The following is a 16,932-nucleotide window of genomic DNA, read 5'->3' on the forward strand; positions in this document are numbered from 1 at the left end:
ATCCAGGCCGAGCTGATGGGCGACGCCAAGAGCCTGATCGGCATTGTCGAGGGCGATGCCATTCCCAAGCTGTTCATCCCCAAACTGCTCGACTACTACAAAAAGGGCATGTTCCCGTTTGATAAACTGATCAAGTTCTATCCGTTCGAGCAGATCAACGAAGCGTTTGAGGAGTCCGGCTCCGGCAAGTGCATCAAGGCGGTATTGAAGATGCTGTAGGAAATCCTGTTGGGCGTTAGAATCACGGCACGCATAGATGGGGCGCGCTTGTTGATAATAGAAATATGTATAGAAAATGGAGGGATGCTTTATGAAGCATCCCTCCATTTATTGCCGCATTCTTACTTCTTCTTACCTGTCTGGTCGTTGTCGGGTATGTATCCCTTGGGTCCCAACAATATCCTGTCAAGCGATGTATGCGTTCCCTTGAACAGTTCTGTCAGGAGCTTATTTGCATCCTCGATCGGGATACCCTGGTGGTTCTCGATCAAGTAGCGGTAAGCAAGGTGGACAAGATTTCGTTTGCTGAGTGCCATACCCTCTCAGTCCCAACAGATACTCAGATACCGTTATACTGAATCCTATGCCGATAAAGAGCATAACAAGCAATTGCAAGGTTACATTTTTTGCAAAGTTCTTTTTCACTGTAACCTTTCGCTTCGAGCAGATAGCAAAAGACTTCGCGAAAGCTCCATGTAGTCAGTTGGATCTCCGCGCTATATTGCTGCAACTCTTTACAAAGCTGCGATATATCACGGCCGTCCAATTACGCGATGCCAATCAGTTAAGTTTCAATGTTCCGATGCCGGAGGTGTGATAAAACTGCGGTTTTGCTATGGCTTCAGCTTTGGGACAGAGATAAGCTGCCATACACATCACCTCCGCTCAGAATCATGGCCGTTGGTATTTCCGTGATGCCTCCAGCACAGGAACGCGGTCTTTTCTTCCGGCAGTGAGCAGACGCGCACTGTCATCTCTTACCTTTACACTGCTATAATTCTTACTTGTTGCAAGCCATTTCTGTTTAACAACTTCTTGGTGCGGTATTTATAACCTTACAGCGCCTGTAAAAGTACACCTTTTCGGCACTTTCGGTTTATGGGAAGAAAGGTGTGCTTTCGGCCAAATTACCGCTGGACCTGGAAGCAAAACCGCGGGGCCGAAAAGCCGCCAAAAGTTCGGAAAACGCTGAATTCCGCTTGCGTGGTCATGGCATGGTCTGCCGGTCTACCCATGCAAGGACTTTGTCTTTGGGCGCCAATTTACGTTTGCCGATGTGGAGCGTGGGGAAGTCTGCGCGATTCATCAACTGGTACGCGCTCGCGCGCGAGATGCCAAGCAGTGCGGCAAGCTGCTCGGCGTTCGGCACGTCAGAATAGTCCTCATATGCCATCCGTTTCATATTCATCCCCTCTTTTTGCAGAGGGAACAGGCAGGAGAGGAAAACATGGGGAATGGAACGAACTCCTGTTCCGTTTCCAGCATGTGTGGATAATCCTTTTCTCTATCTGCTGGTTATGCAGCTTGCGCCGCTGCTTGTCAAAAGCTTCTACAATATTGCTCCTTCGATTGCCACTGATTTCCGCGATGAGCTGGACAAGGTCAGGACAGATGTGCAACGCTTCTGTTCGATTGCCTGAGCCCGGAAACGGAGGATATTTACCGCCGGTACTGGGAGATCTGGAAACGTACACCGATGCGCTTACCCTCTGTTCGCACGAATATGAAAAAGCAAGACCTGCCGGGATGCTGGTGCCGCGTGTGTCTACCAGAAAAAGCTGCTCGGAAACCCGATCCCCCGCGCCTAAAGCCGTGCTTACAAGACGCACAACGCCTGCATCCGCTACGGCACGATGACGCGGGAAAATTCAATGCATGGACGGCAGAGGCGAAAAAGCATCGGGATGCGTGCCGGAATGGGGAAATCTCTCTGGATGCTTTTGAAGCGTGGCTGAAAAAGTGAAGCAGTACCGATGCTGTGGCTGCAGTTGCGTAGATGAGAAATATCCGCATGTGCTTTTCAATTATTTATTGCACTAAAATCATATATCAGATGGTGTGATGGCATATCTGAGAATTGGGATATGCCAGACCATGTTCTTTCCCATTTTAGCGAGATGGAAATGACACGGTGGGTTATAGACTTCATATAAGGAGGATACAGAAGATAACAGCCGAAATGAATACAGCGGAAAACGATGTGGATGAATTTTGGTGACGTAGAAGTATCTATGCCTCGGGATTGTAAGAGCGAGTTTGTGCTGTGACGATAGCGTAATACAATGCCAATAGGAGCTCAACCGCCCGCTGCGGATATGAATGTCGGAACATAGTGTCGCATTGTATGACCGTATCAGGAATAACACCACGATGTATAGGGCAGGGACAAAGCGTTTTACCTGTTTGTAAAATGCGTTGGCCCTGCCCCTATCATCTCCGCAGCACAGCAATCTGTGATCGAGATGGAGGGGCATCGGCTGATATGGATGTATTTGGAAGTGGGCTTTATGCAGTTTTAATACAAATTGGATTTTCTTTATCTTTCCGTAAGGTGAGGGATGATATTTATATTTTGCACGAGAGAATACGCGCTTTATAAAGGAGGGGGACATATGGAAAAGGGAACTGTTTCATCCGGCCGGGATCTGCCGGCAAAGCAGGGCCGATTAAAAATTTTTTTTGGCTATGCGGCAGGTGTGGGAAAAACCTATGCAATGCTGGAAGCAGCCCATCAGGCGCAGCGGGAAGGCATTGACGTTGTCGTGGGTTATGTGGAACCGCATGCACGGCCGGATACGCTGGCGCTGCTGGAGGGTCTGGAGACCCTGTCCAATAAAGAGATTGCATACAAGGGGATCACACTGAAGGAACTGGATCTGGACCGCGCGCTGCAGAGGAAGCCTCAGCTGATTCTGGTAGATGAGCTGGCGCATAATAACGCACCGGGCAGCCGCCATACCAAGCGGTATCAGGATGTAGAGGAGCTTCTGCAGGCGGGGATCAATGTCTATACTACGGTCAATGTCCAGCATCTGGAATCGCTGAACGATCTGGTGTCTTCAATCACAGGGGTGATGGTAAACGAACGCATTCCTGACCATGTATTTGACCGTGCCAATCAGGTTGAACTGGTGGACATTGAACCGGAAGCGTTGGTCAAGCGTCTGGAGGAGGGGAAAGTATACCGGGAGCGTCAGGCAAAACGGGCGTTGAGCCATTTTTTCACAACGGAAAATCTGGCCGCGCTGCGCGAGATCGCCATGCGCAGGACAGCGGATCAGCTCAACCGCGCCGCACTGCATGAGGGAAAAGAAAAATCAGCCAGGGCAGGGGAACATATTCTGCTTTGCCTTTCCTCGGCGCCATCCAATGCGAAGGTAATCCGTACTGCGGCGCGGATGGCGGATGCGTTCCACAGCGGGTTTACCGCGCTCTTTGTGCAAACCCCGGGAACAAAAGAGCTATCGGGAGAAAATATTAAACGCCTGCGGAGCAATCTCAGGCTTGCAGAGCAGCTGGGGGCGCAGATTGCGACCGTGTATGGCGCTGATCCGGCGGAACAGATTGCGGAATATGCAAGGGTCAGCGGCATCACTAAGATTGTGATGGGGCGGATGAATCACCGGCAGAATCCGCTGCTCGGCAGAAAAGGGTTGGCGGACCGCCTGATTGAGCTGACAGATCTGGATGTGTATATTATTCCGGACCGGCAGCCGCTCTACAAAAAAACATTTCATAAGTCCCGAATGCCCAAAGAACGGTTTACATGGAAAAGCACGGGGAGCATACTCCTGTGCCTGCTGGTTTCTACCATGGTAGGAGCCTTGTTTTATAACGCGGGCTTCAGTGAGTCGAATATTATAACAGTCTACATTCTGGGCGTGCTGATAGCCGCAGTCTGGACCGGCAGCCACATTTATGGCGCGGCCTGTTCTTTTTTCAGTGTTGCGGCGTTTAATTACTTTTTCACAGAGCCGCAGCTCACCTTTCAGGTGAACGACCCAAGCTATCCGGTAACATTTATAATCATGCTTTTTTCCAGCATGATTGCCAGCTCGCTCGCAAGCAGGGTGAAAGAGCAGGCTCGCCTTGCTGCGCAAAAAGGTTATTATACGGAACTGCTTCTGGAAAGCAGCCAGAAATTACAGCAAGGACGTACCGAGTGGGACTGCCTGAGACTGACGGCTGAGCAATTGAACCGTCTGTTCGACCGCCCGATTCTTTACGCTTTGAGTGAATCGGGCAAGGAGCTCGTGTTCCGGATTGAACCGGCAGATGAAGAGAGAACCTTGGCGGAGCTAAGCGCAGAGGAGATGGCCGTTGCCGGATGGGTGCAAAAAAACAATAAGCATGGGGGCGCGACGACCAATACGCTGCCGAACTCCAAATGGCTGTTTTTATCCGTGCGCGGATCGCAGGGTGTCATGGGAATCGTCGGCATCCCGGTTGTGGGGTACTCGGTTCCGGATGCCTTTGAGAAGAACCTGATGATCGCTCTCCTGAGCGAATGCGGCCTTAGCCAGGAAAGAATCCGGCTGGAAGAGGAGAAAAACAGGGCCGCCCTCCAGACGCAGAAAGAGCGGCTGCAGGCCAGCCTGCTTCGTGCGGTTTCCCATGATTTACGGACGCCTCTTACCAACATCAACGGTAGCGCGAGCATTTTGATGCAAAATGAGGACAAGCTGCCTCGGGAATCCAGAAAAAAACTGTATACTTTGATCCATGACGACACCAATTGGCTTATCAACATGACAGAAAACCTGTTGGTTGCCACGCAGCTGGAGACGGATAAGGAGAACTTCAAAATGACGCCCGAGCTGCTGGATGATCTGTTCCGCTCGGCGGTATCCCGGCTGGGCAGGAGGCTGGCGGATCATCATATTGCCGTGCAGATGGATGACCCGATGCTCATGGTTTCGGTGAATGCACAGCTGGTCGAGCGAGTACTCGTGAATCTGATGGATAATGCGATCCAGTATACGCCAAAAGGCTCCAACATCACCTTGCGTGGATACAGGAAGGACGATATGGCGCATATCATCGTAGCGGATGACGGGCCGGGTATTCCGGAGGAAGCGAAAAAGCATTTGTTTGATATGTTTTATACGGTCGGCCAGGGAAAAGCCGACTGCCAGAGGGGGCTGGGGATCGGTCTGGGCCTCTGCCAGTCAATTGTTTCGTTGCACGGGGGACAATTAACGATATCGGATAACCGCCCCACCGGCACAATTTTTCAATTTACGCTTCCGGTTTTCCGGACGGATCGGACAGAAAGGCCGGAAATCCGGATTGGATGAATATTTATTTCTTGTTAATGCCGGCCCGGTTTTCTTAATCCCCGCTTATTATATTTTGCTGTATTATCCTATGGAAGCAAAATAAAAAGCCTGCCAGCTGCACTGGCTGTTGGCAGCGGGCGCGTGATGCAGAAAGGAGAAATAAACCATGATGGATTGTTTGATGGTTGCAACGCTTCTGGCCTGTTTCGGTCTGGTGTGGCTGCTGATCAAATGGTGCGGCAAGCAAGTCGAGAACGATGAATAAGGGGGAATAAACCTGTGAGTATGCTGTTGATCGGACTTGTTGTCCTGCTGCTGGGCGCATACCTTGTCTATGCGCTGGTGCATCCGGAGAAATTTTGATTCCGGGAGATAAAAGAAAAGGAGGAACCAGCAATGCTTCAATTGCTTTTGACGATTATCATTTTTTTGATCATCGTCATCCCTGTGGGACGGTATATGTACCATATTTCCATAGGGGCTCATACATTTGCCGATCCGGTGTTTGACCGCGTAGACGGTGTCATCTACCGTATCGGCGGGGTCGATCCGAAGAAAGGGATGAACTGGAAACAATACGCGCTTGCGCTGGTTGGCACAAACGCGGTCATGGTGTTCATCGGATACCTGATCCTGCGCATCCAGTCTATCGGGCTGTTCAATCCGAACGGGATTGAAGGCATGGAGCCGACCCTTTCGTTTAACACGATCATTAGCTTTATGACGAACACCAATCTGCAGCACTACTCGGGTGAGAGCGGCCTGAGCTATCTCTCCCAGATGCTGGTCATTATCTTTATGATGTTCGTCTCCGCATCGAGCGGCTACGCCGCCTGCGTCGCGTTTATCCGCGGCCTCGCCGGCAAGACAAAGGACAACGTCGGCAACTTCTTCGCGGATCTGGTGCGCATCACAACCCGCATTATGATCCCGTTCTCGGTTGTTGGCGGCCTGCTGCTGGTTTGGCAGGGCGTTCCGCAGAACTTTGATGCGAATGTCGTTGTCGAAACTATCGAAGGCACCTTCCAGACCATCGCAATGGGTCCGATCGCGGCGCTTGAGATCATCAAGCACCTCGGTACGAACGGCGGCGGCTTCCTCGGCGCGAATTCGACAACACCGCTGGAGAACCCGACCATCCTGTCCAACCTGATCGAGCTTTACTCCATGATGCTCATGCCGGGCGCCTGTGTTATCACCTTTGGTAAGATGGTGCGTGACCGCAAGCAGGCGGCAATGGAAGCGGCTGGCCAGAACAGCGTCACCGCGCCTGCCCTGAACGAGGGCCGCAGCCTGACTGCGCGCATCTATGGCCGCGAGGGCCGCAGCATTTTCCTTGCAATGGGCCTCATCTTCATCATCGGCCTGTCGGTATGCTTCTGGGCGGAAAGTCAGGGTAACCCGGCGCTTGCAAACGCCGGCCTGAACCAGTCGATGGGCAGCATGGAGGGCAAGGAAGTGCGCTTCGGTATCGCGCAGTCCGCGATGTTCACGACCACGACCACCTCGTTCACAACCGGTACGGTCAACAACATGCATGATACGCTGACCCCGCTCGGCGGCATGATCCCGTTGCTGCATATGATGCTGAACGTCGTCTTCGGCGGCAAGGGCGTCGGCCTGATGAACATGATTATGTACGCAATCCTTGCGGTATTCATCTGTGGCCTGATGATCGGCCGTACCCCGGAATACCTCGGCAAGAAAATCGAAGGCCGTGAGATGAAGCTCACTGCATTGTGCATCATCATCCATCCGATGCTGATTCTGGCGTTTTCCGCGTTGGCGGTTGCAACGCCGGGCGGTATGGAGGGCATCACCAATCCGGGCTATCATGGCCTGAGTCAGGTGCTGTATGAATACGCATCCTCCGCCGCGAATAATGGTTCCGGCTTTGAAGGTCTGGCAGATAATACTTATTTCTGGAATATTACAGCCGGCCTTGCGATGTTCTTTGGCCGCTATCTGTCCATTGTAATCCAGCTGGCTATTGCAGGCTCGCTGATGAAAAAGCGCTTTGTCAGTGAATCTACCGGCACGCTGCATACCGACACACTGTCGTTTGCCATTATTCTGGTATTTGTTGTTTATATTTTTGCTGCGCTGACTTTCTTACCTGCGCTGGCGTTGGGCCCCATCGCAGAGCACCTGACGCTGTGGAGTTAAGGAGGAGAATGGAACTATGAGCAAAAAAAAGAATCAGAAGCTGGTGACGCCCGAGATCCTGCGTCAGGCAATCATCGGCTCCTTTACCAAGCTGAATCCGCGTTACATGATGAAGAATCCCGTCATGTTCGTGGTTGAAATCGGCTTTCTCATCTCGCTGCTTTTGTCTTTCGTGCCCGGACTGTTTGGAGACACGTCGGCAAACGCCCGCATTTACAATATCATCGTTGCAGTTATCCTGCTGATTACCGTGCTGTTCGCGAACTTCGCCGAGTCCGTAGCAGAGGGCCGCGGCAAAGCACAGGCGGCAAGCCTGCGCAAGACGCAGAAGGATACGCTGGCGCATCTGCTGCAGGAAGACGGTTCGACCAAGGACGTTATGTCCAGCGAACTCAAAAAAGGCGATGTCGTCATGGTTTCCGCGGGAGAGATCATCCCGGGCGACGGCGAGGTTATCGAGGGCATTGCGTCGGTCGATGAATCCGCCATCACAGGTGAGTCCGCTCCGGTTGTCCGCGAGTCGGGCGGCGACTTCTGCTCGGTAACAGGCGGCACGACCGTTGTTTCCGACTGGCTGAAGATCCGCATTACCTCTGAACCAGGCAACAGCTTCCTCGACCGCATGATTGCGCTGGTTGAGGGTGCGTCCCGCAAAAAGACCCCGAATGAGATCGCGCTGAACACACTGCTTGTTTCGCTGACCATCATTTTCCTGATCGTTATCGTAACGCTCTACCCGATCGGCCTGTACTCCGGCGTCCAGATCCAGATGTCCACGCTGATCGCGTTGATGGTCTGCCTGATCCCGACCACCATCGGCGGCCTGTTGTCCGCCATTGGCATCGCGGGCATGGACCGCGTCACCCGCTTTAACGTCATTGCCATGTCCGGCAAGGCGGTCGAGGCCTGCGGCGACGTTGATACCATGATACTCGACAAGACTGGTACCATCACCTACGGCAACCGTCTCGCTGCGGATTTCTATCCGGTAGGCGGCGCGAAGCGCGAGGAGCTGATCCGCTGCGCTGCACTGACCAGCCTGCACGACGAGACGCCGGAGGGCAAGTCCACGCTTGAGCTGGCGCGCCGTCTCGGCGACGCGAGCGAGGAGACCCCAGGCTCCGAGTTCCTCGAGTTTACTGCACAGACCCGCATGAGCGGCGTCAACCTGCCGGACGGCACCAAGGTGCGCAAGGGTGCGTCCGACGCCATCGAGCAGTACATCAAGGATCTGGGCGGCAAGATCCCGTCCGACCTGCATGAGCAGGTAAACCAGATCTCGTCCCTCGGCGGCACGCCGCTGGTCGTTTGCGAGAACGACCGAATCCTCGGCGTCATCTACCTGAAGGATACGGTCAAGGCCGGCATGGTCGAGCGCTTCGAGCGCCTGCGCGCCATCGGTATCAAGACCATCATGTGTACGGGCGACAACCCGCTGACTGCGGCGACCATTGCCAAGGAAGCCGGTGTTGACGGCTTTGTGGCAGAATGCAAGCCGGAGGACAAGATCAAGCTCATCAAAAAGGAACAGTCTGAAGGCAAGATCGTTGCTATGACCGGCGACGGCACGAATGACGCCCCGGCGCTTGCGCAGGCGAACGTAGGCCTTGCGATGAACTCCGGTACGACCGCTGCAAAAGAAGCGGCCAACATGGTCGATCTGGACTCTGATCCGACCAAGATCCTCGAAGTTGTCGAGATCGGCAAGCAGCTGCTCATCACCCGCGGCTCGCTGACCACTTTCTCCATTGCAAACGATATTGCCAAGTACTTCGCCATCATCCCTGCCATGTTTATGCAGGCGATCCCGCAGCTGGGCGTGCTGAACATCATGAATTTGGCTTCGCCATACAGCGCGATTCTTTCCGCACTGATCTTCAACGCGATCATTATCCCCTGCCTCATTCCGCTGGCGATGAAGGGCGTTAAATACCGCCCGATGTCCTCAGGCAAGCTGCTGGCACGCAATATGCTGATCTTCGGCGTCGGCGGTATCATCGCCCCGTTCGTGGGCATCAAGATCATTGATATCCTGATCCACCCGCTGCTGACCCTCATTGGTTTCTAAGGAGGCTTTGATTTTATCATGAATAACACGAAATCCGGTCTGCTGCATAATATCCGGCAGGCGGTGCTGGTTACACTGGTGCTGCTGCTGCTCTGCGGCTTCCTGTTTCCGGTCGTGCTTTCCGGCCTGTCTGCGGTCATCTTTCCTCATCAGGCGACGGGCAGCTTGATCGAAGTGGATGGCAAGACGGTTGGCGCCGAATATGTAGGGCAAGAGTTCACCGAGCCCTATTTTATGAAGGGGCGTCCGTCCGCGTACCATTACAATACCTACTATGAGGATGCGGAAGGCAACCAGTTCTATAATGATGGCAGTGAATTCGCTGGCCTGTCCTCGGGCTCCAACAACTACGCCGCCTCCAACCCCGCGCTCGTCGAGCGTGTGGAGGCTGATATTGAGGCCTTCCTCGCGGCAAACCCGAATGTCACGCGCGAGGAGATCCCAGCCGACCTGATGACGGCTTCGGGCTCCGGCCTTGACCCGCACATCTCCCCTGCTTCCGCCGAAATCCAGATTCCCGCAATCGCCGAGGCTTCCGGTCTGAGCGAGGACATCCTGCGCCAGATTGTGGCAGACAATACAACCGACAAGATGTTCGGTGTGTTCGGTGAAGTAACGGTAAATGTACTGGGTGTTAATTTGGATATTGCCCGTGAAATGGGGTTGATCGGCGAGGTTTCCGAGTAACCGGAGCTGCTGCCGGAATGCAATACAAAGATTTAAGGTCGAAGGGTAGCCTGCATGGTACAGGCCGCCCTTCGCTTTTTATTTTGTTTTAATACCGGTTTTATAATCTTTGCCCCAGATTTAGATATTTTCCTCTATGATAAAGCTGTGAGGAGGAGTGGAGATGCCCGCATTGAAAGAACGTCTGATCCATTGGGGAGAGCAATTTGACGCCGCAATGGAGCGGTACATATTTCATCATAGATTTTTAGGGTTCCTGATGGTTTTTATTGGGATGCCTCTGGTGACGCTGGCTGCCGTGTGCATTTGCTCAACGCTTATTGTGCTGCCGATCGCATGGCTTTGGGGGCTGATCTGAGGCAGAGCGCCGCAAACAGTGTGCCAAAGCGCCTTAATGCATTCTTAATATTGCGGTTATATTGCTAATACCGTTTTAATATCTGCGCATGGATAATGTGTTAAGATAATATAAGTGGATATTAAGAGGTGCGTGCGATGCGGTGGGTATGGCACAAAAACAATAAATCCCCTTTCAGGATTATCATTGCAGGCTTCCTGCTGGTTATCCTGCTGGGCAGCCTGCTGCTTATGCTGCCGGCCGCAACCAGAGCAGGCGTCAGCACGTCATTTATGGATGCGCTCTTTACTGCAACATCTGCGGTATGCGTAACTGGGCTGGTCATACATGACACAGCTGCATATTGGTCATTTTTCGGCCAGCTGATTATCATCATATTAATTCAAATCGGCGGCTTGGGGGTCGTAACCGTGGCCTGCGCATTTATGATTCCTTCCGGACGGAAAATTGATCTGATGCAGCGGAGTATAGTGCAGGAGGCTATTGCTGCGCCCAATGTGGGTGGTATCGTGAGGCTGACCGGCTTTATATTGAGGACCTCCCTGCTGATTGAAATGCTGGGCGCAATGCTGCTGTTTTCGGTTTTTTCCGGGGAATTCGGTTTCGCAAGGGGCGCGTGGTACGCAGTATTTCATTCCATATCTGCTTTCTGCAATGCAGGGTTCGACCTGATGGGGATAAAGCAGCCGTTTTCATCCCTGACGGATTATGCGGATAATCCTCTGGTTTCTGTTACGATCGCATGCCTTATCGTGGTAGGAGGAATTGGCTTCCTTACCTGGAACGATATCCGCACGAACCGCTGGCGTTTCTCCAAATACCGGATGCAGAGCAAGGTTATCCTTACCGTTACAGGCGGGCTCATTGTGCTGCCGGCGCTCTACTTTTTCTTTTTTGAATTTTCGGAAGCGCCAATACAGGAGCGTATATTGCTATCCTTCTTCCAGGCGGTCACGCCGAGAACTGCCGGATTCAATACTGCGGATTTAACCGTTATGAGCCAAAGCGGGCAGCTTATCATTATAATCCTGATGCTGATTGGCGGATCGCCGGGGTCTACCGCAGGCGGAATGAAAACCACGACAGTGGGCGTCCTGTTTGCAAACATGATTTCGACCTTCCGGCATAAAGAGGATGCACAGGTTTTTCATCGACGGATCGCAGGCGAAACGGTATCGCAGGCGGCAACTATTTTGGGGATGTACCTGATACTGTTTTTAGCCGGTGGCCTGGTGATCAGCCGATTGGAAGGCGTTGAGGTTTTAGGCTGCCTGTTTGAAACGGCTTCGGCAATCGGGACCGTAGGGCTTTCGCTGGGACTCACGCCTCAGCTGCACGACGTGTCCCATCTGATTTTGATTGCATTGATGTTCTTTGGGCGAGTAGGAGGGCTCACCCTGATATTTGCTACGCTGTTCAAGCCCCAGAATATGCGTTCCAGCGCAAGGCTTCCTCTGGAACGGATTACAGTCGGCTGAATTATCAAAGAAACAAAGGAGGCATTGCCTATGAAAGCGGTTTTGCTGATTGGTCTGGGGCGCTTTGGACGCCATATCGCCTTACAACTGAATGAAATGAATCATCAGGTCATGGCGGTGGATCAGGACGAGGAGAGGGTAAACGCTGCATTGCCATTTGTAACGAATGCCCAGATCGGCGACAGCACCAGCGAGGAATTCCTTTCGTCGATTGGGGTGAGGAATTTTGATATCTGCATTGTGGCAATCGGCGACAATTTTCAGAGTTCGCTGGAGACCACCTCGCTATTGAAGGAGCTTGGTGCAAAAAGGGTCGTAGCGAGGGCGTCCAGAGATGTCCAGAGAAAATTTCTGCTGCGGAACGGCGCGGATGAAGTGGTGTATCCGGAAAAGCAGATGGCGATATGGACCGCTGTCCGATACAGCTCGGATCACATTGCAGACTATATCGCGTTGGGTGATGGCCACGCCATCTTTGAAGTTGAGGTGCCGGCAGGATGGGCAGGAAAAACAGTCGGGCAATTGGATGTAAGGAAACGGTACCATGTGAATATTATGGCCGTCAAGAAAGACGGCAGATTTGAGGAGACTGCGGTCACACCGGAAACCACCCTGAAGGAAAACAGTACGATTTTGGTTTTGGGAAGCTATCATGACGTCCAAAGGTGTTTCCATATATGATACTGTTTCTGCTACAGAAAAGAAGGGAAACCAATGAAAGATATTGCTTTGGCAGCCGGCTTTTTAGCTCTCATGCTGCTGGGGCTCTACCTCATGGTGAAATTGGCGAAGACGATGCAGGAAATGCGGGAGCATAAGGAAACGGACTGCTTCTATATTGCGACGTCGAATCCATGCGTGGTAAAGCGGATCATGGAAATCCTGAACGACATGAAAGCATTGCATTCCGATAAGCATTACACCCTGTCGATCAGACAGGGAGGTGAAATCCTGCAAATGCTGAACAGCCGCCGCTTAGGTGCGGCTGTCGTCACCCCAGAGGCAGCAGGCGGTCGCTTGCTTCTGCACCGTCTTTCCGTTATTTCGTCCCAGCCGCTGGTGATGGATGAGGATGGGGCGCTACTGGCGTCGGCTGAAAAGGAATCCCAGCAGCAAAAGGTTATGTGGAGAATGGATGCCCCCAACCCGCTTGCACAGGAATTTGTACATCAGTTTTGTATACACAAGGCATAGGCAGTGATATAATACTCCTGAATCAAGGGGGGAGTGCAATGGCATTCAAGACAGAGGGGCTGTCTGATGTGGAGAAACAGTATGGAAAGCTGACGATCTTTGCCAGCTATTTTTCCGGCACGGGGAAGAGCTGGCGGATGCTGGAAACGGCCGAACGCGTCCGGCAGGCGGGACAGGATGTAGTAATCGGGCTGCTTTCCGGCGATGCGTGGAAAGATACCCGAGCGCTTGCGGATCGCTTTGAAATGCTGCCCTGTAAAGAGCTAAAGAAAAATGGCCGGACAGACAGGGAAGTCAATCTGGAAATGTGTTTGAAACGTATGCCGGATCTGATTTTGATTGATGATCTTTCGCATAACAATATTGATGGCGCCCGCCACAGGAAGCGCTATCAGGATATCGAGGAACTGCTCAAAGCCGGAATAGATGTATATACAACATTGGATATCCATCATATCGAAAGCCTTCAGGACACGGTTTCCGATATATTTGGGGGAACTATTCCAGACCGTATCCCAGATCGTATTTTTGATCAGGCCGCCCGTGTAGAGTTTGTCGATATCGAACCCGAGCTCCTGTGCGAGCGGCTGCTGCGGCAAAACCGAAAGGCGTTCCCGCTCTCTCAACTGAACGCATTGCGGGCAGTCGGGCTGCGCCGTTGCGCAGATAGGGCGGCAGCCTGTATGCAGCAGACGCCGCCCCATACGCATGACCAGATCCTTGTCTGTATTTCCGTTTCTCCATCGAGCGAACGGATTATCCGTGCCGCTGCGCAAATGGCAAATGCGTTCCAATGCGGATTGATCGCGCTCTTTGTAGAGACAAAGAGCTTTCAATGGGGGACAGAGGCTGACCGTGAACAGCTTCAGGAAAACATCAGGCTGGCGCAGCAGTTAGGCGCGACCGTTGAAACCGTGTATGGTGATGATGTTGCCTATCAGATCGCAGAATTTGCAAGGCTGTCTGGCGCGGCTAAAATTGTAATAGGCCGCAGCACACAGCAGGGCCGTCTGTTTTTCCGAAGGCCCTCCCTGATTGAACGGCTGATTTATCTGGCTCCGGCACTGGATATCCATATCATACCGGATAACCATCCGGCGAATCAAACCGCTGCAAAATACATGGAAGCCATGTATGTATCACCGGTATCCCTACTGGATCTGATGAAAAGCGCATTGATTCTGATATTGGTCACGCTGGCCGGTTGGGTATTTTACCATTTCGGTTCAACGGAAGCGAATGTCATAGCAATATATCTGTTGGGGGTCATGCTGATCTCCGTATTTACCAAAAGCTCGGTTTGCAGTCTGACAGGGTCAGTCATCGCCGTGCTGGCGTTTAATTTTTTCTTTACAGAGCCGCGTTTTACGCTGCAGGCGCATGGAAGCGATTATCCGGTCACGTTTCTGGTCATGTTTCTCGTATCCCTCATCACCGGTTCCATGGCTGCGCGCTTGAAAGCGCATGCAAAGCATTCGGCGCAGGTCGCGTGGCGAACAAAGCTCCTTTTTGAAACGAACCAGTGCCTGCAAAAAGCACAGACACAGGAAGAAATCCTTTCCATAACCGCAACCCAGCTGCAAAAAATATTTCAGCGCGATGCCGTTGTGTATAATATAGAAAACGGCGCGCTGAACACCCCGACGCTTTTTCTGATGGATGACACGCAGACTGGCGAGATCTATCGATCGGCAGAGGAAAAGCAGGTAGCGCAGTGGGTGCTGGCGAACAACAGACGCGCCGGCGCAGGCACGGACAATTTGCCCGGGGCCCGCTGCACCTACTTGTCCATCCGTACAGGGAAGCAGGTATATGGCGTGATCGGCATTGCGGCTATGGGAAAAACAATGGATTCCGTAGAAACCAGCATATTGCTGTCCATTCTGGGGGAATGCGCGCTGGCGCTTGAAAACCAGAACAATTTGGAAGAAAAAGAGGCGGCTGCCGTTATGGCGAAGAACGAGCAGCTCAGGGCAAATCTGCTGCGATCCATTTCGCATGATCTCCGCACCCCGCTTACGGCGATTTCGGGTAATGCGAGCAACCTCCTTTCCAATGGAAAGCTGTTTGATGAACAGACAAAAAACCGGATGTATGCTGATATTTATGACGATGCAATGTGGCTGATCAATCTGGTAGAGAATCTGTTGTCTGTCAGCAGGCTTGAATCAGGCCGGATGAACCTCAGCCTTTCTACGGAGCTGATAGATGAGGTGGTTGCAGAGGCACTGCGCCATATCGACCGGAAAAGCACAGAATATCATTTGCATATACAAAGCAGCGACGAATTTACACTGGTGGAAATAGACGCAAGGCTCATTATTCAGGTGATAATCAACATTGTGAATAATGCGATAAAATATTCGCCGCCGGGTTCGGAAATCAATATCGGCTGGAAGCGTCAGGGGAAATATGTTGATGTTTCTGTTGCGGATAACGGTCCGGGGATACCTGATTCTGCAAAGCCGCGGATATTTGATATGTTTTACAGCGCGTCGAACCGTATCGCCGACAGCCGCCGCAGCATGGGGCTGGGGCTGGCGTTATGCAAGTCCATTGTTAACGCCCACGGCGGAGAAATCACTGTGTCGGATCATTTGCCGCAGGGTTCGGTTTTTACTTTTTCAATACCGGCTGGGGAGGTCGAATTGCATGAATAAACCGTTAATATTGGTCGTGGAGGATGATATGCCGATCCGAAACCTGATCACAACAACCTTGAAAGCGCACGGATATCGCTCCATAACAGCGCTCAACGGAGAAACAGCCATTCTGGAAGCAAGCTCACACAATCCTGATATTATGCTGCTTGATTTAGGGCTGCCGGATATAGACGGCGTAGAGGTGATACATCGCGTCCGCTCCTGGTCCAATATGCCGATTATTGTCATCAGCGCCCGCAGCGAGGACTCAGATAAGATTAAAGCATTGGATGCCGGCGCGGATGACTATCTGACCAAGCCGTTTTCCGTAGAGGAGCTGCTGGCGCGGCTGCGTGTGACGCAGCGCCGGTTATCCGCTCTGCAAATCGGGGCGGTCAATACAGAGTCTGTATTTGTAAATGGTAAGCTGAAAGTCGATTTTGCTGCGGGATGTGCATTTTTGGACGGACAGGAACTGCACTTGACCCCAAGTGAATATAAGCTGCTGTGCCTTCTCTGCAAAAATGTAGGAAAGGTGCTGACACATACCTTTATCACGCAGCAAATTTGGGGAAGAAGCTGGGAAAATGATGTGGCTTCGCTTCGGGTATTTATGGCAACGCTGAGAAAAAAGCTGGAGAAAGATCCTGATGCACCGCAGTATATCCAGACCCATATTGGAGTTGGCTACCGCATGATGAAGGTGGAATAATATGTTGCCAGTCCTCATTGGAAAGGGAAAATATAGGCATAATTGGGTGAAAATAATTCTACGCTCGTCTTCAACTCTCTCCATCTCCGCCAAAAACCCGCACTTTTTCTTAATGAAAAAGTGCGGGTTTCATTTTGTCTCGAATCGTGTAGAAATAATAGCTTCCCGCTCCATCCTTAAAAAGCAGGAGTGCTTTCCGCCTGCAGCGCCAGCTTTTCCTGGCTCCGTCCGCGGAGACTGCGCAAAGACGGGATACATTATTTTTTAGAGAGCATGCAGCAGGAGCTGTGCCACGCGGAAAGTTGCAGCGTGCAACATCTTAAATCAAAGCTTGCTTTTCGGAAAGGC

14 protein-coding genes and 1 pseudogene are annotated in these 16,932 nt (G+C 52.1%); 13 read left to right on the forward strand and 2 right to left on the reverse strand.

The annotated features are described in order from the left end of the window. Positions 1 to 219 (forward strand): annotated as a pseudogene (locus OCV66_RS13785) (NAD(P)-dependent alcohol dehydrogenase); the annotation flags it as partial. A gap of 122 nt (positions 220 to 341) precedes the next feature. Here the strand turns inward: OCV66_RS13785 and OCV66_RS13790 are convergent. Together OCV66_RS13790 and OCV66_RS13795 are read right to left on the reverse strand one after the other, a co-directional pair. Then, complete coding sequence (locus OCV66_RS13790; protein WP_054328173.1) at positions 342 to 536, reverse strand: hypothetical protein; 195 nt, start codon at positions 534 to 536, stop codon at positions 342 to 344. Positions 537 to 1,207: 671 nt separating this feature from the next. Next, complete coding sequence (locus tag OCV66_RS13795; protein ID WP_082397366.1) at positions 1,208 to 1,402, reverse strand: helix-turn-helix transcriptional regulator; 195 nt, start codon at positions 1,400 to 1,402, stop codon at positions 1,208 to 1,210. A gap of 52 nt (positions 1,403 to 1,454) precedes the next feature. Here OCV66_RS13795 and OCV66_RS13800 point away from each other — a divergent pair, with 52 nt between their 5' ends. The 12 genes from OCV66_RS13800 to OCV66_RS13850 all read left to right on the forward strand — a co-directional run bounded on the left by OCV66_RS13800 (position 1,455) and on the right by OCV66_RS13850 (position 16,584). Continuing rightward, entirely contained in the window at positions 1,455 to 1,640 is a 186-nt protein-coding gene (locus OCV66_RS13800) for a hypothetical protein (protein ID WP_054328176.1), read from the forward strand. A gap of 972 nt (positions 1,641 to 2,612) precedes the next feature. Beyond that, on the forward strand, positions 2,613 to 5,297 hold the full coding sequence (locus tag OCV66_RS13805; RefSeq protein WP_107631095.1) for a sensor histidine kinase: 2,685 nt from the start codon (positions 2,613 to 2,615) through the stop codon (positions 5,295 to 5,297). A gap of 267 nt (positions 5,298 to 5,564) precedes the next feature. Then, the gene (gene kdpF, locus OCV66_RS15680) at positions 5,565 to 5,642 is read left to right on the forward strand and encodes a K(+)-transporting ATPase subunit F (protein WP_107632145.1); all 78 of its coding nucleotides are present in this window, start codon (positions 5,565 to 5,567) and stop codon (positions 5,640 to 5,642) included. A 33-nt stretch (positions 5,643 to 5,675) separates the two neighbouring features. Beyond that, positions 5,676 to 7,445, forward strand: coding sequence for a potassium-transporting ATPase subunit KdpA (locus OCV66_RS13810; RefSeq protein ID WP_054328177.1), 1,770 nt, complete (start codon positions 5,676 to 5,678; stop codon positions 7,443 to 7,445). 16 nt (positions 7,446 to 7,461) lie between these two features. Further along, the gene (gene kdpB, locus OCV66_RS13815; RefSeq protein ID WP_107631094.1) at positions 7,462 to 9,513 is read left to right on the forward strand and encodes a potassium-transporting ATPase subunit KdpB; all 2,052 of its coding nucleotides are present in this window, start codon (positions 7,462 to 7,464) and stop codon (positions 9,511 to 9,513) included. A gap of 18 nt (positions 9,514 to 9,531) precedes the next feature. Then, complete coding sequence (gene kdpC, locus OCV66_RS13820) at positions 9,532 to 10,200, forward strand: potassium-transporting ATPase subunit KdpC (RefSeq protein WP_054328179.1); 669 nt, start codon at positions 9,532 to 9,534, stop codon at positions 10,198 to 10,200. A 163-nt stretch (positions 10,201 to 10,363) separates the two neighbouring features. Continuing rightward, positions 10,364 to 10,558 carry a hypothetical protein gene (locus tag OCV66_RS13825; protein WP_054328180.1) on the forward strand — a complete coding sequence of 65 codons (195 nt, stop codon included), beginning with the start codon at positions 10,364 to 10,366 and terminating at the stop codon, positions 10,556 to 10,558. Between the two features lie 137 nt (positions 10,559 to 10,695). Next, positions 10,696 to 12,036, forward strand: a complete 1,341-nt coding sequence (locus OCV66_RS13830; protein WP_082397368.1) for a TrkH family potassium uptake protein — start codon at positions 10,696 to 10,698, stop codon at positions 12,034 to 12,036. A 30-nt stretch (positions 12,037 to 12,066) separates the two neighbouring features. Then, on the forward strand, positions 12,067 to 12,717 hold the full coding sequence (locus OCV66_RS13835; protein ID WP_054328181.1) for a potassium channel family protein: 651 nt from the start codon (positions 12,067 to 12,069) through the stop codon (positions 12,715 to 12,717). 33 nt (positions 12,718 to 12,750) lie between these two features. Then, positions 12,751 to 13,230 carry a hypothetical protein gene (locus tag OCV66_RS13840; protein ID WP_054328182.1) on the forward strand — a complete coding sequence of 160 codons (480 nt, stop codon included), beginning with the start codon at positions 12,751 to 12,753 and terminating at the stop codon, positions 13,228 to 13,230. 38 nt (positions 13,231 to 13,268) lie between these two features. Continuing rightward, the gene (locus OCV66_RS13845; RefSeq protein WP_147574534.1) at positions 13,269 to 15,890 is read left to right on the forward strand and encodes a sensor histidine kinase; all 2,622 of its coding nucleotides are present in this window, start codon (positions 13,269 to 13,271) and stop codon (positions 15,888 to 15,890) included. Next, the gene (locus OCV66_RS13850) at positions 15,883 to 16,584 is read left to right on the forward strand and encodes a response regulator (RefSeq protein WP_107631092.1); all 702 of its coding nucleotides are present in this window, start codon (positions 15,883 to 15,885) and stop codon (positions 16,582 to 16,584) included. The genes OCV66_RS13845 and OCV66_RS13850 overlap by 8 nt, the downstream gene beginning before the upstream one ends. Positions 16,585 to 16,932: the final 348 nt, after the last annotated feature.

The sequence above is a fragment of the Agathobaculum ammoniilyticum genome (assembly GCF_025567315.1).
Taxonomy (GTDB): Bacteria; Bacillota; Clostridia; order Oscillospirales; family Butyricicoccaceae; genus Agathobaculum; species Agathobaculum ammoniilyticum.